Raw genomic sequence first — 17,626 nt, forward strand, 5'->3', positions numbered from 1 at the left:
AGAATCTCCCAGTTTGCAACGGACGCCCTACTATAGCGACGCGGAAGACGCCTCTCAATGCGTTTTCCCCTCAAGCCGATTATGCGGCGTCTGACTGATTATTCCCTGACTCATCTGTTGAAAAATTCAACGCGACTTAACTAAAACTTAAACACTACTAATGTTTTGTTTTTGTTGCAATTATGTGAAATATATCACCTCAGTTTTGCTGGCAATCGCACCAAAAACCGTTATAAATGACTCATCTGCACAACGGATAAAAATGCGGAAACCGTTTGGAAACGCCCGGCTGTTCACTGTGGGATTCGAGGATGTCATCGAATCCCTGTTTTTCTTCCCTGCTTCTGCCCCGCCGACGATGCATCGCAATTGACAATTCAGGAGTATACCTCTCGTCCTGACCACATGATATTCTGGACAAAACTTATGCTTTAACAACAGGTAGATAACTGATGCTAACCCTGCTTGAAGATAAAATCGCCACCCCACTTGGGCCGCTGTGGATCTTGTGTGATGAAACATTTCACCTGCGCGCCATCGAATGGGAAGAGCACAGCGATCGCATGGAACAGTTGCTTGACATTCACTATCGCGGCGAAGGCTACGCGCGCGTTGCGGCGCAAAACCCAGGTGGGTTGAGTCGTAAACTGGCGGACTACTTTGAGGGTGACCTGGGCGTCATCGAAACCTTACCCACCGCCACGGCAGGAACCGCCTTTCAGCGCGAAGTGTGGCAGGCACTACGCACCATTCCCTGTGGCCACGTTATGCACTATGGTCAACTGGCAGAACAGTTAGGACGCCCTGGCGCAGCGCGGGCGGTAGGCGCTGCCAACGGGTCGAATCCGGTCAGTATTGTGGTTCCCTGTCATCGGGTAATTGGGCGAAACGGCACCATGACCGGATATGCGGGGGGTGTTCAGCGTAAAGAGTGGCTTTTGCGCCACGAAGGCTATCTTCTTCTTTGATCTTCTGTGCCGTTTTCAGGAAGCATTAATTGCAGGAGAGCCTAAAAGCTCCAAATAACATACTAATTATCAATAAGATAAAATGCGGGAACTATTTACCTTTTTAATATTGGGTGAATCAGGACTTCGCTACTTACCTGCTCACCAAAAAGATGTTAAAATTGACCAATATCAATTACGGCTTGAGCAGACTTATGATCCCGGAAAAGCGAATTATACGACGCATTCAATCTGGCGGTTGTGCTATCCACTGTCAGGATTGCAGCATCAGCCAGCTTTGCATCCCGTTCACTCTTAATGAACATGAGCTTGATCAGCTGGATAACATTATCGAGCGTAAAAAGCCCATCCAGAAGGGTCAGACCCTGTTCAAAGCGGGTGACGAGCTGAAGTCTCTGTACGCGATCCGTTCAGGCACGATTAAGAGCTACACCATTACCGAACAAGGTGATGAGCAGATTACCGGTTTCCATCTTGCGGGTGATCTGGTTGGCTTCGACGCCATTGGTACCGGGCATCACCCAAGTTTTGCGCAGGCGCTTGAAACCTCAATGGTCTGTGAAATTCCGTTTGAGACGCTTGACGATCTTTCCGGGAAAATGCCGAACCTGCGTCAACAGATGATGCGTCTGATGAGCGGCGAGATCAAAGGCGATCAGGACATGATCCTGCTGTTGTCCAAAAAGAATGCGGAAGAGCGCCTGGCGGCGTTTATCTATAACCTTTCTCGTCGTTTTGCACAGCGTGGTTTTTCTCCGCGTGAATTCCGTCTGACCATGACGCGTGGCGATATCGGTAACTATCTTGGTCTGACCGTTGAAACCATCAGCCGTCTGCTGGGTCGTTTCCAGAAAAGCGGTATGCTGGCGGTGAAAGGCAAATACATCACCATCGAGAACAGCGATGCGCTGGCGGTTCTCGCGGGGCACACGCGTAACGTCGCCTGAGGCCTTTCTGTTTTATGCATTAAAAAAGGGAAGCATTTCGCTTCCCTTTTTTTATTCAGCTGATCAGGCAATTAACCGCGAATAAACTTCAGAATATCCGCGTTAATCACGTCCGCATGCGTGGTGTGCATACCGTGCGGGTAGCCTGGATAAATGCGCAGCGTGCTGTTGCTTAGCAGCTGGTCCTGCAAAATAGCCGCGTTTTTGTACGGCACAACCTGGTCGTCATCGCCCTGTAGCACCAGCACCGGTACGGTGATCGCTTTCAGATCTTCCGTTTGATCGGTTTCTGAAAACGCTTTGATACCTTCATAATGCGCCTTCGCGCTACCGGTCATTCCCTGACGCCACCAGTTCTGGATAGTCCCCTGAGACACTTCTGCGCCGTCACGGTTAAAACCGTAGAATGGGCCAGAAGCGACGTCGAGATAAAACTGAGCACGATTAGCCGCGAGTGCTTTACGGAAGCCATCAAATACTTCAACAGGCGTACCGCCCGGATTAGCCGCTGTTTTCACCATTAACGGCGGAACCGCGCTGACCAGAACGGCTTTTGCTACACGTCCCTGCGGTTGGCCATATTGCGCCACATAGCGCGCCACCTGACCACCACCGGTTGAGTGCCCGACATGCACAGCATTGTGCAGATCGAGATGTTCAACGACGGCTGAAGCATCAGCAGCGTAGTGATCCATGTCGTGCCCTTCACTCACCTGGTCGGAACGGCCATGCCCACGACGGTCGATAGCGATAACCCGGAATCCCTCTGCGAGGAAGAACAGCATCTGGTTGTCCCAGTCATCAGCGCTTAGTGGCCAACCGTGATGGAAAACAATCGGTTGTGCCTCTTTCGGGCCCCAGTCTTTGAAGAAAATATTGACGCCATCTTTAGTCGTTACAAATGCCATAAAATTAACCCCTTGTGTCGATTCATTGCTGTTAACGAAACGGGCTGCTCAGGAAATGAAGGCGTTTCTGACCCAAGAATTGTGGTCAGAAGGAGTATAGATGATGGGAGAAATTTCTTGCGCCGCATCACGCAATGCAGCGCAGAAGAGGCTCACCAGACTTGTTGGGCGATATCAGTAATAAGTTTAACTTTGTTCCACTGTTGAGCTTCCGTCAGGCTATTTCCTTCTTCCGTTGAAGCAAAACCACACTGCGGGCTGAGGCAAATTTGATCTTTCGCCACATACTGTGATGCTTCCTCCAGACGAGCTTTGATCCCTTCCGGGTTTTCCAGCTCACCATTTTTGGTAGTCACCAGCCCCAGCACGACCTGCTGGTGTCCAGGACGAACAAAACGCAGCGGTGCGAAATCCCCGGAGCGATCATTGTCATATTCCAGGTAAAAAGCATCAACATTAACGCTGCCAAAGAGGATTTTCGCAACGGGTTCATAGCCGCCTTCTGAAATCCAGGTCGAACGGAAATTACCGCGACAAACATGCAGGCCAATTATCAGGTCAGACGGTTTATTCTCCAGCGCTTTATTAATCACGCGAGCATAAATACGCGCGAGCTCGTCCGGGTCTTCGCCTCGTTCACGAATTTGCTGGCGTTGCGTATCTGAGCATAAATATGCCCACACTGTGTCATCAAGCTGTAAATAACGACAACCGGCGGCATAAAACGCCTGAATCGCATCGCGCCAGGTGGTCGCCAGATCGTCAAAATAAGCCTCGAGGTGAGGATAGACAGTGGCATCAATATCCTTACGACCACCGCGGAAATGCAGCACGCTGGGGCTAGGAATCGTCATTTTGGGCGTCGCGCTGCCGCTGATGCTCTTCAGATAGCGGAAATCATCCAGCATCGGATGTGCACCAAAACCGAGTTTGCCCACCACGCGGACCCCGTGCGCTTTGGTTTGTACGCCATTAAACTGAATCCCCTGCAGAGAGTCATAACGTTCTACGCCCTGAAGGCCATCAAAGAAGTCAAAGTGCCACCATGCGCGGCGGAATTCCCCGTCGGTGACAATGTGCAGACCACATGAGCATTGTTGTTCCACCACATGACGAATCGCCTCATCTTCGACCTGTCGCAGCTGCTGCGCGCTGATCTCGCCCTGTGCAAATTGCTGGCGAGCGAGCTTAATGGTGTCCGGACGTAAAAAACTACCCACGACATCGGCGCGGAAGGGAGCGTGTTGTTTTTGCATGTGATCTCCTGTACGTTCAGTTAACCGTTGCTGAACGTGATTATTAATAGTATAAATTAAGACTTCTGGATGGCTATACGTCCACCTTCACACAGACGGCTTTCACTGGCAAACGAGAAAAATTCAGCATACATGAGGAAAATTCATGTTTATGTTTCCGAAAACACATCAAAAAAGTGGATCTCGATCACAGTCAGCAGTACCTTAACCGCCTGTATCTGCGCGTTACACGCAGAGATAAGCATTGGGCCGCACGGGCCGATAAAAGAAAAAGTTGGTTGTGAATATGAGTTTTGTTGTGCAATGGACCTTCGGCTGCATCGCGGTCGCATGGGTAATGAGAGCGTTTCTGCACGCGTAAATGCGGAACTATCAGGGTCGCAGCGATGCGGCCTTTTTGTTTCTCAAGGATGAGCGCGTTTTTTCTCACCGCATTATTTCCCTTCAGATTTATCCTCCCGTCTTTATTAAATTTTCCTGATTTATTGATCTTGCGAAGGTTCTCCCCTGTTTCATTCACTCCATATGAGTTATCTTTTAAAGACGAACTGAGGTTACAGTTGTAAGGAGACCCTGTATGGCCAAGTATCAAAACATGCTGGTAGCCATCGATCCTAACCAGGACGATCAGCCCGCATTGCGGCGTGCCGTTTATCTACATCAACGGATTGGTGGCACCATTAAGGCATTTTTGCCTATCTATGATTTTTCGTATGAAATGACGACGCTGCTGTCCCCCGATGAGAGAACAGCGATGCGCCAGGGGGTCATTAGCCAACGTGCCGCATGGATCCGCGAGCAGGCGAAATACTATATTGAAGCAGGCGTGCCGATTGATATCAAAGTGGTCTGGCACAACCGTCCCTTCGAAGCCATCATTCAGGAAGTCATTAGCGGCGGTCACGATTTACTGCTGAAAATGGCACACCAGCACGACAAACTCGAATCCGTTATTTTTACCCCAACCGACTGGCACCTGCTGCGTAAATGCCCGTGCCCGGTGTGGATGGTGAAAGACCAGCCGTGGCCTGAAGGCGGTAAAGCGCTGGTGGCGGTCAACCTCGCCAGCGAAGAGCCGTACCACAACGCGCTCAATGACAGATTGGTTAAAGAGACGCTGGAACTGGCGCAACTGGTGAATCATACCGAAGTACATTTGATTGGCGCCTACCCTGTTACGCCAATCAATATTGCCATTGAACTGCCCGATTTTGATCCGAGCGTATATAACGATGCGATTCGCGGTCAGCACTTGCTGGCAATGAAAGCATTGCGTCAAAAATATGGCATCGATGAGAAGTTCACCCACGTCGAAAAAGGGCTGCCTGAAGAAGTGATTCCGGATCTCGCGGAACATCTGGACGCAGGTGTGGTCGTGCTGGGGACAGTTGGCCGTACAGGGCTTTCTGCGGCATTCCTTGGCAATACGGCGGAACAGGTTATCGATCACCTGCGCTGTGATTTGCTGGCGATTAAGCCAAACGACTATGAAACGCCTGTCGAACTGGATGACGACGAAGACGATTAATAGATAACGTTGTCGTCTGAAACAATAAACCCGCCATCTCGGCGGGTTTATTTTTTGCAGTTACGCTGCATTAATGAATACCGTAACGCCAGGCAAGGTCGATCTCTTCTTTCAGCTCGAGGGAAGAAAGCGCCATCAGGTCGGCAAATTCTAATTCCAGCTGTTTCAGTTTTTTGAGGTATTGCGCGGGCGTAAGCACAGTGGTGTCACGACGAAGAAATTCAATAGCCAACTGTGCGGGGGTCAATTCGGTATCCATAGAAGCCTCTGTTTTTGAAGGAACCTGTGAAGTATATCACATCGCAGTGTCTGTTTTTTGACCAAAAGCAATCCTGAGCAAAAAAAAACCGTCCCCCGTAAGGGACGGCTTATCAGACATGATATTTACAGAGATTTCAGAATCGCATCCACGCTGGCTTTCGCATCACCGAACAGCATGTGCGTGTTCTCTTTAAAGAACAGCGGGTTCTGTACGCCTGCATAACCGGTGTTCATTGAGCGTTTGAAGACGATAACATTCTGCGCCTTCCACACTTCCAGAACCGGCATGCCCGCGATAGGACTCTTCGGATCGTCCTGCGCCGCCGGGTTAACGGTATCGTTAGCGCCGATGACCAGCACGGTGTCGGTGTCACTGAAGTCGTCGTTGATTTCGTCCATTTCCAGCACGATGTCATACGGTACTTTGGCTTCCGCCAGCAGTACGTTCATGTGACCAGGCAAACGCCCCGCAACCGGGTGAATACCAAAACGCACCTTAATACCGCGCGCACGCAGTTTTTCGGTAATTTCCGCCACCGGATATTGCGCCTGCGCCACCGCCATGCCATAGCCCGGGGTGATGATAACTGAATGCGAATTCTTCAGCATGTCAGCGGTATCTTCCGCGTTAATTTCGCGGTATTCACCCATTTCTTCGTCGCCACCGGTAGAAGAACCGTCGGAGCCGAAGCCGCCTGCAATCACGCTAAAGAACGATCGGTTCATCGCTTTACACATGATGTACGACAGAATCGCACCGGAAGAACCGACCAGCGCGCCGGTAACGATAAGCAGGTCGTTGCTGAGCATGAAGCCCGCCGCCGCTGCCGCCCAACCGGAATAGGAGTTCAGCATCGACACCACAACCGGCATATCCGCCCCGCCGATTGACGCCACCAGATGCCAGCCAAAAGCCAGCGCGATAGCGGTCATGATAACCAGCACCAGCCCCTGCAGGCCGACGCTATCCGTGCGAACGAAGACCACCAGCAGCAGGAAGGAAACCACCAGCGCCGCCAGATTCAGCTTATGGCGATTCGGAAGCATCAACGGTTTAGACGAGATTTTGCCGCACAGTTTACCGTAGGCCACCACCGAACCGGTGAAGGTTACCGCGCCGATAAAGATACCCAGGAACACTTCAGTCAGGTGAATGTTCACCAGAATCTGTTCCTGACCTGCATCGTGATGCAGGTAGCTGTTAAAGCCCACCAGTACCGCGGCCAGGCCTACGAAGCTGTGCAGAATCGCCACCAGCTCTGGCATTTCGGTCATTTCGACTTTCTTCGCCAGACGGATACCAATCGCACCGCCGATCGCCATCGCGATAATAATCCACACCACATTATGGGTATCCGGCCCGAAGATGGTGGCAATCAGCGCAATCGCCATCCCCGTGATACCAAACGTATTCCCCTGTTTGGATGTCTCGTGCTTTGAAAGCCCGGCAAGACTGCAAATAAACAGGATTGCGGCAACAATGTATGCAGCAGTAACTAATCCTCCAGACATGTGTTACCCCTTAGTTCTTCCGGAACATTTTCAGCATGCGCTGAGTGACGGTGAATCCACCAAAAATATTAATGCTGGCGATCAGCACCGCGATAAAGCTCAGGAAGCTTACCCAACCACCGTCGCCAATTTGCAGCAACGCACCGACGACGATAATCCCCGAGATGGCGTTAGTCACCGACATCAGTGGTGTATGCAGCGCATGCGAGACGTTCCACACCACGTAGTAACCCACCACGCAGGAGAGCGCAAAGACGGTAAAGTGACCGAGGAACTCTTTCGGCGCGACGTTGGCCAGCCAGCCAAACAAAATAATCGCCAGTGCAATCAAGGCATATTTACGCCACGGGGAGACGGGTTTTTCCGGCTCTTTTGGCGCTTCAACGGTTTTCGCAGCGGCCTGAGGCTGAGCGGAAACCGTAATCGGCGGCGCAGGCCAGGTGACTTCACCTTCGCGTACCACCGTAACGCCGCGCACGACAACGTCTTCGAAATCGATGGTAATAGAACCATCTTTCTCTTTGCACAGCAGTTTCAACAAGTTCAGCAGATTAGTACCGTAAAGCTGAGACGATTGCGTCGGCAGACGGCCCGGCAGATCGGTATAGCCAATCACCTTCACACCACCGGCAGTGGTGATCACTTCATTGGCGACCGTATATTCACAGTTACCGCCATTTTGCGCCGCCAGGTCAACGATCACGCTACCCGGCGTCATGGAGTCAACCATTTCACGGGTGATGAGCTTCGGTGCCGGTTTGCCTGGAATCAATGCGGTGGTGACAATAATATCGACTTCTTTCGCCTGTGCGGCGAAGAGCGCCATTTCCGCTTTGATAAAAGCTTCCGACATCACTTTGGCGTAGCCGTCCCCACTGCCCGCTTCTTCTTTGAAGTCGAGTTCCAGGAACTCCGCGCCCATACTTTGCACCTGTTCTTTCACTTCAGGGCGAGTATCGAAGGCGCGCACAATCGCGCCAAGGCTGTTGGCTGCGCCAATCGCCGCCAGACCCGCGACGCCTGCACCAATCACCATTACTTTTGCAGGCGGTACTTTACCTGCGGCGGTGATTTGCCCGGTGAAGAAACGACCGAATTCGTGGGCGGCTTCGACAATCGCGCGATAACCAGCGATATTAGCCATCGAGCTCAGGGCATCCAGCGACTGCGCGCGCGAAATACGCGGCACGGAGTCCATCGCCATCACGTTAATACTGCGCGCGGCCAGTTTTTCCATTAATTCCGGATTCTGTGCCGGCCAGATAAAGCTAATCAGCGTCGTGCCTGGATTGAGCAGCGCAATTTCTTCTTCCAGCGGCGCGTTGACTTTCAGAATAACGTCGGCATGCCAGACGTTATCACCGTCGACAATTTCCGCGCCCGCCTGAGTAAACGCATCGTCCTCAAAACTCGCCAGTTTACCCGCGCCGCTTTCTACCGCCACGCTGAAGCCAAGTTTTAGCAGTTGTTCCACCGTTTTCGGTGTTGCCGCCACTCGCGTCTCCTGGGGCCACCTCTCTTTTGGTACACCAATACGCATAGTTTTCCCTTCCATCGGTTTTTAATGATGGTTTGCCGTCATACCAGGCCAGAACCGCTGGCACATTAAACGCACAGTGGTTCACCAACCCAAAAATAAAACAGTAACAAACTTTCTATAACCTACTGAAAATACCCGTTGTGATCTACAACCTGAAAACACTATTTTTGATTTTATGCAGGAAAAATTACTTTGCATAAGCAGGTCAGGGATATTGACCTGAAATTGATAGCCAGGCCTGATAATTCGCTTAAGCGAAGCGGCAAAACATAATTTTTCGCCACAGTGATGAAGCGATTTAACAATATATTAACTTGAAAAAGTGATATCGATGACCCGCTTTTCCGGTCAACCGCCTGTTTTTTCAACATATCGCGAAAAGTTATGCAAAACAGTTATCCGCTTCGCATCTGATGTGAAAAATCACGCAGACAGTGAGTCGAATTAAATGCAATAATCATCGGGTTTTCAGTCAACAACAACACCAGTACCTGGTTTGCGCAAGGCGAAGGATTATTTTTATGAAGCTTAAGAACACTCTCCTCGTGTCCGCTCTGTTGTCTGCCGCGGCTGTGTCCGCTCACGCAGCGACAGAATTGACGCCGGAGCAAGCAGCCGCACTGAAACCTTACGACCGCGTCGTGGTTACCGGCCGCTTTAATGCCATTGGCGATGCCGTACAGGCAGTTTCCCGTAAAGCAGATAAAGAAGGCGCTGCCTCTTTTTATGTGGTCGATACCTCCGATTACGGCAATGGCGGTAACTGGCGCGTGACGGCAGATCTCTACAAAGACGATGCTGCCAAAGCCGATGCCCCGAAAAACCGCATCATTAACGGTGTGATGGAACTGCCGAAAGATCAGGCCGTTGCCCTCGAACCGTACGATACCGTCACTATCCAGGGCTTCTATCGCAGCCAGCCGGAAGTGAATGACGCCATCACCAAAGCGGCGAAAGCCAAAGGTGCGTATTCGTTCTATATCGTGCGTCAGGTTGATGCCAACCAGGGTGGCAACCAACGCATCACCGCATTCATCTATAAAGAAGATGCGAAAAAACGCGTTCTGCAAAGCCCGGATGCCATCCCGGCTGATTCCGAAGCCGGCCGCGAGAAACTGGCGAAAGGTGGCGAAGAAGCCAAAACTGTGGAAATCCCAGGCGTGGCAACCTCTGCCTCCGTGGGCGCAGGTACCGGCGTAGGCCTCTTCTTCGAAACCCAGTCATCTAAAGGCGGACGTTACACTGTCACGCTGCCGGATGGCACTAAAGTGGAAGAGCTGAACAAAATCACTGCCGCGCAGATGATTCCGTTCGATAGCGTGAAGTTTACCGGCAACTACGGCAATATGTCTGAAGTCTCCTACCAGGTTGCCAAACGCGCAGCCAAAAAAGGCGCGAAGTACTACCATATTACGCGCCAGTGGCAGGAACGTGGTGGTAACGTCACCATCAGCGCCGACCTCTACAAGTAATCCCGGTTGTGCAGAAAGGCGGCGCTTGCCGCCTTTTTTACGCTTTTACGTCTGAACTCATTGCATGCACTCCCCACACTCCGTAAAATCCCGCGCCTGGCGCAATCTTCCATGTTTATGCGATTTCGCCAAATAAATATTCTGGTTTGATGTCGTTTACAACAGGATCCTCATGGAAAAGAAACTCGGCCTTAGCGCCCTGACCGCTCTCGTTTTAAGCTCAATGCTTGGCGCGGGTGTTTTCAGCCTTCCGCAGAATATGGCAGGCGTCGCCAGTCCGGCTGCGCTGCTTATTGGCTGGGCCATTACCGGCGTTGGGATCCTGTTTCTGGCGATTGCGATGTTAATCCTGACCCGTATTCGCCCTGATCTGGACGGCGGCATTTTTACCTACGCCCGTGAAGGCTTCGGTGAACTGATTGGTTTTTGCTCTGCATGGGGTTACTGGCTGTGTGCGGTCATCGCTAACGTCTCCTATCTGGTTATCGTCTTCTCCGCGCTGAGTTTCTTTACTGATACCCCTGAACTTCGCCTGTTTGGCGACGGCAATACCTGGCAATCGATCGTTGGCGCCTCGGTTCTGCTGTGGATCGTTCACTTTCTGGTATTGCGCGGCGTACAAACGGCGGCGGGAATTAATCTTGTCGCGACGCTGGCAAAACTGGTACCGCTCGGGCTATTTATCGTTCTCGCCGCTATTGCCTTTAAAATGGACACTTTCACCCTTGATTTTACCGGCGTGGAGCTGGGCGTACCGGTGTGGGAGCAGGTGAAAAATACCATGCTCATCACCCTGTGGGTGTTCATCGGCGTGGAAGGCGCGGTGGTGGTTTCTGCGCGCGCGCGTAACAAAAAGGATGTGGGTCGCGCTACGCTGCTGGCGGTGCTTTCCGCTCTCGGGGTTTATCTGCTGGTAACGCTGCTATCGCTGGGCGTGGTTGCGCGCCCGGAACTGGCCGAGATGCGTAACCCATCGATGGCGGGATTGATGGTAAAAATGATGGGCTCATGGGGCGAAATCGTCATTGCCGCCGGGCTGATTGTTTCCGTTTGCGGCGCTTACCTGAGCTGGACGATTATGGCGGCGGAAGTGCCGCTGCTGGCCGCAACGCACAAAGCCTTCCCGCGCGTATTTGCCCGCCAGAACGCCAACAATGCGCCGTCGGCATCGCTTTGGCTGACCAACATCAGCGTGCAGGTCAGCCTGGTGCTGATCTGGCTGACAGGCTCTGATTACAATACACTGCTGACCATCGCCTCCGAGATGATTCTGGTACCCTATTTCCTCGTAGGCGCATTTCTGTTGAAAATTGCCACCCGACCGCTGCATAAAGCCGTGGGTATCGGTGCGTGCATTTATGGCTTATGGTTACTGTATGCTTCCGGGCCAATGCATCTGCTGTTATCCGTTGTGCTCTACGCGCCGGGGCTGCTGGTGTTTATCTACGCGCGCCGTACCCATGTCGATAATGTACTGTTGAAGCGTCGCGAACTGGCATTGATTGGTTTATTACTGGTTGCCGCTGTCCCGGCAACGTGGCTGTTGGTGGGGTAAACGACGTACCCCATCGTTAAACAATAAGGAGACGACGATGGGAGAGACGCTTTCGCGCCCAATCCTCATTACCGGCGCTGGCCGTCGCATTGGCCTGGCGCTGGCCCACCACTTGCTCAATCAGCAGCAACCGGTGATTGTCAGCTACCGAACCCACCTTCCAGCCATTGATGTGCTGGAGAAAGCCGGCGCGCAGTGTATTCAGGCTGATTTTTCGACCGATGGCGGCATTATCGCTTTTGCTGAAGAGGTAAAAAAACGCTGTAGCGGCCTGCGCGCGGTGATTCATAACGCCAGCGCATGGGTACCGGAAAGCCCACGTCAGCCGCTAAGCGACGTTATGCACGCCATGATGCAGGTGCACGTCAATGCCCCTTACCTGCTGAACCATGCGCTGGAAAACCTGCTGCGCGGCCATGGGCATGCTGCCAGCGATATTATTCACTTTACCGATTACGTGGTGGAACGCGGCAGCGATAAACATATCGCCTACGCTGCCAGCAAAGCGGCGCTCGACAATATGACCCGTTCGTTTGCTAAAAAACTGGCGCCGGAAGTCAAAGTGAATGCCATCGCGCCGTCGCTGATCCTGTTCAATGAAACTGACGACGCAGCTTACCGCCAGCAGGCCCTGAATAAATCACTGATGAAAATTGCCCCCGGCGAGAAAGAGATTATCGATCTGGTCGATTATCTGCTCACCAGTTGCTACGTGACCGGACGCACCTTTGCCGTCGACGGCGGACGACCGCTCGCTTAATGGAAGCGGCTCCAGACCAGAATTAATAGCCAGGCGCTCAGGCTCCAGCACGCCACCGCCCCGGCCAGCGCCAGAGGCAATCGCAGAAAGCCGGTGAAGTACCAGAGAGAGAGCAGATAGATAAAATAAGGAATGATTGACCACATGCCGAAAACGATGGTGGCACGCAGCGCTTCCGTACCGCGCTCGGTGGCGACAATGTAGTGTGCGATCATCGCAAAGGTCGGAAACAGCGGGATTAACCCGGCAATGTAGTAATTTTTTGTTTTTGCCAAAATCCCTATCAGCAAGACCACCAGCGCACCCAATAGCGCCTTAATCAGCAGTGCCATTTTTCTTCAGCCAACCAACAAGATGTGTTCGCAGCATAGCTGAATTTATGTTGTTTATGAATGATTAATGGAAGGCTACGCACAGCGGGTGTATGTTAATTCTTTTGAGCACATCTGAGCACATGAACAAGATCGTTTTCGTAGAGGATGATCCAGACGTTGGCGCACTGATCGCCGCGTATCTGGCAAAGCACGATATGGATGTTGTGGTCGAACCGCGCGGCGATACTGCCGAAGCGGCCATTGCCCGAGAGCAACCCGATCTCGTTCTGCTGGATATCATGCTACCCGGTAAAGATGGCATGACCCTGTGCCGCGACCTGCGCGGTCAGTTTCTGGGCCCCATCGTTTTGCTCACCTCGCTCGACAGCGATATGAACCACATTCTGGCGCTTGAAATGGGCGCCAGCGATTACATCCTGAAAACCACCCCGCCCGCCGTGCTACTTGCCCGCGTACGTCTGCATCTGCGCCAGCATGCGCCTTCCTCCGCTGGAATTGCCCCACAGCCTGCCATGACGGCGCATAAAGGGATTCGCTTCGGCACGCTGTTCATCGACCCGGTTAACCGGCAGGTCGAACTGAGCGGCGAATCCATTGCCCTTTCTACCGCCGATTTTGACCTGCTGTGGGAGCTTGCGACCCATGCGGGGCAAATTATGGACCGCGACGCGCTGCTGAAAAATCTGCGCGGCGTCAGCTACGATGGCATGGACCGCAGCGTTGACGTGGCGATTTCACGGCTGCGTAAAAAGTTGCTGGATAGCGCGACAGAGCCTTATCGGATTAAAACGGTCCGCAATAAAGGCTATTTGTTTGCACCACATGCCTGGGAAAACTGATCGTGAAAAAACTGTTCGTGCAGTTTTACCTGCTACTGTTTGTCTGCTTTCTGGTGATGACCATGCTGGTTGGGCTGGTTTATAAATTCACTGCGGAACGTGCTGGCCGACAGTCGCTGGACGATTTGATGAAAAGCTCGCTTTATCTGATGCGTAGCGAACTGCGCGAAATCCCGCCGCGTGACTGGAGCAAAACGTTAAAAGAGCTGGATCTTAACCTCTCCTTTGATTTGCGCATTGAGCCACTGAATAAATTCCACCTCGCTGAAGTGTCGATGAAACACCTGCGTGAAGGCGATATCGTTGCGCTCGACGATCAGTACACCTTCATTCAACGTATTCCGCGCAGCCATTATGTGCTGGCGGTCGGCCCGGTGCCCTATCTCTATTTTTTGCATGAGATGCGCCTGTTCGATGTGGCGCTGATGGCGTTTATCGCCATCTCACTGGCCTTCCCTGTATTTATCTGGATGCGCCCGCACTGGCAGGATATGCTGCGCCTCGAGAGCGCCGCGCAACGTTTTGGCGAGGGCCATCTTGGCGAACGCATTCATTTTGACAGTATGTCGAGCTTCGAGCGTTTAGGCGTGGCCTTTAACCAGATGGCCGATAACATCAACGCGCTGATTGCCAGTAAGAAACAGCTTATCGACGGGATCGCCCATGAACTGCGTACGCCGCTGGTGCGGCTGCGTTATCGCCTGGAGATGAGCGAAAACCTGAGCACGGCGGAATCCCAGGCGCTGAATCGCGATATTGGTCAACTGGAAGCGCTGATTGAGGAACTGCTGACTTACGCCCGCCTCGACCGCCCACAAACCGAGTTGTCTCTCACTACGCCTAACCTGGCCGTCTGGATTGCATCGCATGTTGAAGATGTTCAGGCCGTCACGCCCGAGCGTACGCTTTCGCTGAAGCAGCTAATGCCCGGCGACTATGGCGCGCTGGATATGCGTCTGATGGAGCGCGTGCTGGATAATCTGATCAACAATGCCCTGCGCTATAGCCAAAAGCAGATTCAAATTAGCCTGACGCTTGACGGCAGCCGCGCCTGTTTACGCGTCGAGGATGATGGCCCCGGCATCGCGCCGTCCGAAAGGCAACGGGTTTTCGAGCCGTTTGTCCGCCTTGATCCCAGCCGCGATCGTGCCACCGGTGGATGTGGGCTAGGTCTGGCAATCGTGCACTCCATTGCGGTGGCGATGGGCGGTGAAGTCCGTTGCGACGATAGCGAACTGGGCGGCGCAAACTTCAGCCTTCACTGGCCCGTATATCACCACATCACCTTTCCCCCCGCTGCCTGACGCCGATTTGCACGGAGCCCGATGCCGGGCTATAGTGCAATAATTAAAAAGTATGTTGTAACTAAGGTGAAAAATGGCCAGCTATGACCTCGTTGAACGTTTAACCGGTACATTTCGTCAGCTTGAGCGTGAGTTGCTCGCCGTGCGTGAACAACTCGCCGAATGCCGTATGCTGGCCGCCCGCATTTTTGAACTGCCGGAGGTGCGTAAACAGAACGAGCACGCCCCGCTGTCAGAAATCCAGGTCGTGCAGCATATTGGTAAAACTGCGCTGGCCATGGCGCTATCGCATTTCGGGCATCTGTTTATTCAGCAGCAGTCGGAAAACCGCAGCAGTAAAGCCGCCGTGCGCCTGCCCGGCGCCATTTGCCTTCACGTGACAACGTCACAACACGAGGCGCTGCGCGAGCGAATTTTGCGCGTGAATACTCTGAAGGCAGCGTTTGAGAAGATCATAACCGTTGATTCCGGGCTCCCTTCTGTTGCCCGCTTCGATTGGGTGCATCGTCATCTTCCGGGGCTTATCACCCTCAATGCCTATCGCACGCTGACATTGCTTGATGACCCCAGCACCATTCGATTCGGCTGGGCAAATAAACATATCATTAAGAATTTAACCCGCGATGAGGTGCTGGCGCAGCTGGAAAAAAGCCTGCAATCGCCGCGCGCCGTCCCGCCGTGGACGCGCGAACAGTGGCAGGCGAAGCTGGAGCGGGAGTATCAGGACGTGGCGTCGCTGCCGCAAAAGGCAAGGCTCAAAATTAAACGGCCAGTGAAGGTACAACCGATAGCCCGCGTGTGGTACGCGGGAGAACAAAAACAGGTTCAGTATGCCTGCCCTGCACCGCTGATTGCGCTGGTTTCCGGGCAAGGTGCCGTCAGCGTGCCCGATTTAGGCGAGTTGCTGAATTACGATGCAGATAACGTTCAGTATCGCCATAAACCGCAGGCGCAGCCGCTACAATTGATTATTCCACGACTGCACCTATGGCTGGCGACCGATTAACTTTTCGCAGGCATGCTGCCGACCATGGCTTCCGGGCGAACCCAGCTATCAAACTCAGTTTCGGTGAGGTAACCCAGAGACAGCGCGGAGGCTTTCAACGTTAGCCCCTCTTTATGCGCTTTCTTGGCAATTTCGGCAGCCTTGTCATAGCCAATATGCGTATTAAGCGCGGTGACCAGCATCAGTGATTCATTGAGCAACTGATTAATACGCTCGCGATTCGGTTCAATGCCCACCGCACAGTGCTCGTTAAAGCTTTCCATGCCGTCCGCCAGCAGGCGAATGGATTGCAGGAAATTATGAATGATCATCGGACGATAGACGTTCAGTTCAAAGTTGCCCGATGCCCCGCCCATGTTGATGGCGACATCGTTGCCCATCACCTGACAGCACAGCATAGTCATCGCTTCACACTGAGTCGGGTTGACTTTACCCGGCATGATGGAAGAACCAGGCTCATTCTCCGGAATAGCGATTTCACCGATACCGCAGCGCGGGCCAGACGCCAGCCAGCGCACATCATTGGCGATTTTCATCAGCGATGCCGCTAAGCCTTTTAACGCGCCGTGGGCGTGAACCAGTGCATCACAGGTGGCGAGCGCTTCGAATTTATTGGGCGCAGTGATAAACGGCTGATGGGTAAACTCCGCCAGTTCTTTCGCCACGCGTACCGCATATTCGGGATGCGTATTCAGCCCGGTACCCACCGCCGTTCCGCCCAGCGCCAGCTCGCCGACGTGCGGCAGGCTGAGTTCAATATGCTTCAGGTTGTGTTCCAGCATCGCCACCCAGCCTGAGAACTCTTGCCCCAGCGTCAACGGCGTGGCGTCCTGTAAATGGGTGCGGCCAATTTTGACGATATCCTGGAAGGCATACGATTTCTGCTTCAGCGTCTCTTTCAGCACGTTCAGCTGCGGGATCAGCTGTTCGCGCAGGCCAATCAGCGCCGCGACATGCATTGCCGTCGGGAATACGTCGTTTGAGCTCTGGCTTTTATTTACATCGTCGTTGGGGTGAACCTTGCGCTCCATACCGCGCACGCCGCCCAACAGTTCGCTCGCACGGTTGGCCAGTACCTCATTCATATTCATGTTGGTCTGCGTACCAGAACCGGTTTGCCAGATAGCCAGCGGGAACTCATCGGCATGTTTATCCGCCAGCACTTCATCCGCCGCACGGATAATGGCGTCTGCTTTATCCGCCGCCAGCAGGCCTAAATCCTGGTTTACCTTCGCTGCCGCACGCTTGGTGAGCGCCAGAGCGTAGATCAGCGAGACCGGCATTTTCTCTGTAGAGATGCGAAAATGCTCCAGCGATCGTTGGGTTTGTGCGCCCCAGAGCTTATCGGCAGGCACATCAATGGGACCCATTGAATCGTTCTCGCGGCGTGTCGTTGTCATTACTTTCTCCTTGATTACAAAGTGATTATGAAGTG

Annotated in this window: 16 protein-coding genes; 9 read left to right on the top strand and 7 right to left on the bottom strand. The window is 52.9% G+C overall.

What is annotated here, in order from left to right; all coding sequences use genetic code 11:
- The first annotated feature begins 452 nt into the window (after nucleotides 1-452).
- Nucleotides 453-968, top strand: coding sequence for a methylated-DNA--[protein]-cysteine S-methyltransferase (gene ogt, locus AC1MKH_RS13280; protein ID WP_276220094.1), 516 nt, complete (start codon nucleotides 453-455; stop codon nucleotides 966-968).
- A gap of 194 nt (nucleotides 969-1,162) precedes the next feature.
- Nucleotides 1,163-1,915, top strand: a complete 753-nt coding sequence (gene fnr, locus AC1MKH_RS13285) for a fumarate/nitrate reduction transcriptional regulator Fnr (protein ID WP_015964308.1) — start codon at nucleotides 1,163-1,165, stop codon at nucleotides 1,913-1,915.
- Nucleotides 1,916-1,986: 71 nt separating this feature from the next.
- Here the strand turns inward: fnr and AC1MKH_RS13290 are convergent, their stop codons facing one another.
- Both AC1MKH_RS13290 and AC1MKH_RS13295 read right to left on the bottom strand, forming a co-directional pair.
- The gene (locus AC1MKH_RS13290) at nucleotides 1,987-2,823 is read right to left on the bottom strand and encodes an alpha/beta fold hydrolase (protein WP_276220093.1); all 837 of its coding nucleotides are present in this window, start codon (nucleotides 2,821-2,823) and stop codon (nucleotides 1,987-1,989) included.
- 152 nt (nucleotides 2,824-2,975) lie between these two features.
- On the bottom strand, nucleotides 2,976-4,079 hold the full coding sequence (locus AC1MKH_RS13295; RefSeq protein WP_276220092.1) for a cobalamin-independent methionine synthase II family protein: 1,104 nt from the start codon (nucleotides 4,077-4,079) through the stop codon (nucleotides 2,976-2,978).
- A gap of 577 nt (nucleotides 4,080-4,656) precedes the next feature.
- Here AC1MKH_RS13295 and uspE point away from each other — a divergent pair.
- Nucleotides 4,657-5,607, top strand: a complete 951-nt coding sequence (uspE, locus tag AC1MKH_RS13300) for a universal stress protein UspE (protein WP_276220091.1) — start codon at nucleotides 4,657-4,659, stop codon at nucleotides 5,605-5,607.
- 70 nt (nucleotides 5,608-5,677) lie between these two features.
- On the opposite strand, the gene AC1MKH_RS13305 is transcribed toward uspE, so the two are convergent.
- The 3 genes from AC1MKH_RS13305 to pntA form a co-directional block, all read right to left on the bottom strand.
- A complete protein-coding gene (locus tag AC1MKH_RS13305; protein WP_015964304.1) occupies nucleotides 5,678-5,866 on the bottom strand; it encodes a YdiH family protein in 189 nt (62 codons plus the stop codon).
- 125 nt (nucleotides 5,867-5,991) lie between these two features.
- On the bottom strand, nucleotides 5,992-7,380 hold the full coding sequence (gene pntB / locus AC1MKH_RS13310) for a Re/Si-specific NAD(P)(+) transhydrogenase subunit beta (RefSeq protein WP_276220090.1): 1,389 nt from the start codon (nucleotides 7,378-7,380) through the stop codon (nucleotides 5,992-5,994).
- Nucleotides 7,381-7,390: 10 nt separating this feature from the next.
- The gene (gene pntA, locus AC1MKH_RS13315; protein WP_276220089.1) at nucleotides 7,391-8,920 is read right to left on the bottom strand and encodes a Re/Si-specific NAD(P)(+) transhydrogenase subunit alpha; all 1,530 of its coding nucleotides are present in this window, start codon (nucleotides 8,918-8,920) and stop codon (nucleotides 7,391-7,393) included.
- A 521-nt stretch (nucleotides 8,921-9,441) separates the two neighbouring features.
- Here pntA and ydgH point away from each other — a divergent pair.
- The 3 genes from ydgH (at nucleotide 9,442) to folM (ending at nucleotide 12,707) form a co-directional block, all read left to right on the top strand.
- Nucleotides 9,442-10,392: a DUF1471 family protein YdgH gene (ydgH, locus tag AC1MKH_RS13320; RefSeq protein ID WP_276220088.1), complete on the top strand. Its 951-nt coding sequence runs from the start codon at nucleotides 9,442-9,444 to the stop codon at nucleotides 10,390-10,392.
- A gap of 172 nt (nucleotides 10,393-10,564) precedes the next feature.
- Nucleotides 10,565-11,947 (top strand): amino acid permease, encoded by a 1,383-nt coding sequence (locus AC1MKH_RS13325; RefSeq protein WP_276220087.1) that lies wholly within the window; start codon nucleotides 10,565-10,567, stop codon nucleotides 11,945-11,947.
- Between the two features lie 37 nt (nucleotides 11,948-11,984).
- Nucleotides 11,985-12,707, top strand: coding sequence for a dihydromonapterin reductase (folM, locus tag AC1MKH_RS13330; RefSeq protein ID WP_276220086.1), 723 nt, complete (start codon nucleotides 11,985-11,987; stop codon nucleotides 12,705-12,707).
- On the opposite strand, the gene AC1MKH_RS13335 is transcribed toward folM, so the two are convergent.
- Nucleotides 12,704-13,039: a GlpM family protein gene (locus tag AC1MKH_RS13335; protein WP_015964298.1), complete on the bottom strand. Its 336-nt coding sequence runs from the start codon at nucleotides 13,037-13,039 to the stop codon at nucleotides 12,704-12,706. The genes folM and AC1MKH_RS13335 overlap by 4 nt on opposite strands.
- A gap of 122 nt (nucleotides 13,040-13,161) precedes the next feature.
- On the opposite strand from AC1MKH_RS13335, the gene rstA reads away from it, so the two are divergent.
- From rstA to tus, 3 genes are all read left to right on the top strand, one after another.
- Nucleotides 13,162-13,881 (top strand): two-component system response regulator RstA, encoded by a 720-nt coding sequence (gene rstA, locus AC1MKH_RS13340; RefSeq protein WP_276220085.1) that lies wholly within the window; start codon nucleotides 13,162-13,164, stop codon nucleotides 13,879-13,881.
- Between the two features lie 2 nt (nucleotides 13,882-13,883).
- Nucleotides 13,884-15,185 (top strand): two-component system sensor histidine kinase RstB, encoded by a 1,302-nt coding sequence (gene rstB, locus AC1MKH_RS13345; RefSeq protein WP_276220084.1) that lies wholly within the window; start codon nucleotides 13,884-13,886, stop codon nucleotides 15,183-15,185.
- Nucleotides 15,186-15,258: 73 nt separating this feature from the next.
- Complete coding sequence (gene tus / locus AC1MKH_RS13350; protein WP_276220083.1) at nucleotides 15,259-16,191, top strand: DNA replication terminus site-binding protein; 933 nt, start codon at nucleotides 15,259-15,261, stop codon at nucleotides 16,189-16,191.
- Here the strand turns inward: tus and fumC are convergent.
- Nucleotides 16,188-17,591: a class II fumarate hydratase gene (gene fumC / locus AC1MKH_RS13355; RefSeq protein ID WP_276220082.1), complete on the bottom strand. Its 1,404-nt coding sequence runs from the start codon at nucleotides 17,589-17,591 to the stop codon at nucleotides 16,188-16,190. The genes tus and fumC overlap by 4 nt on opposite strands.
- Between the last annotated feature and the right edge of the window lie 35 nt (nucleotides 17,592-17,626).

It is taken from the genome of Pseudocitrobacter sp. CD920760 (assembly GCF_057782505.1).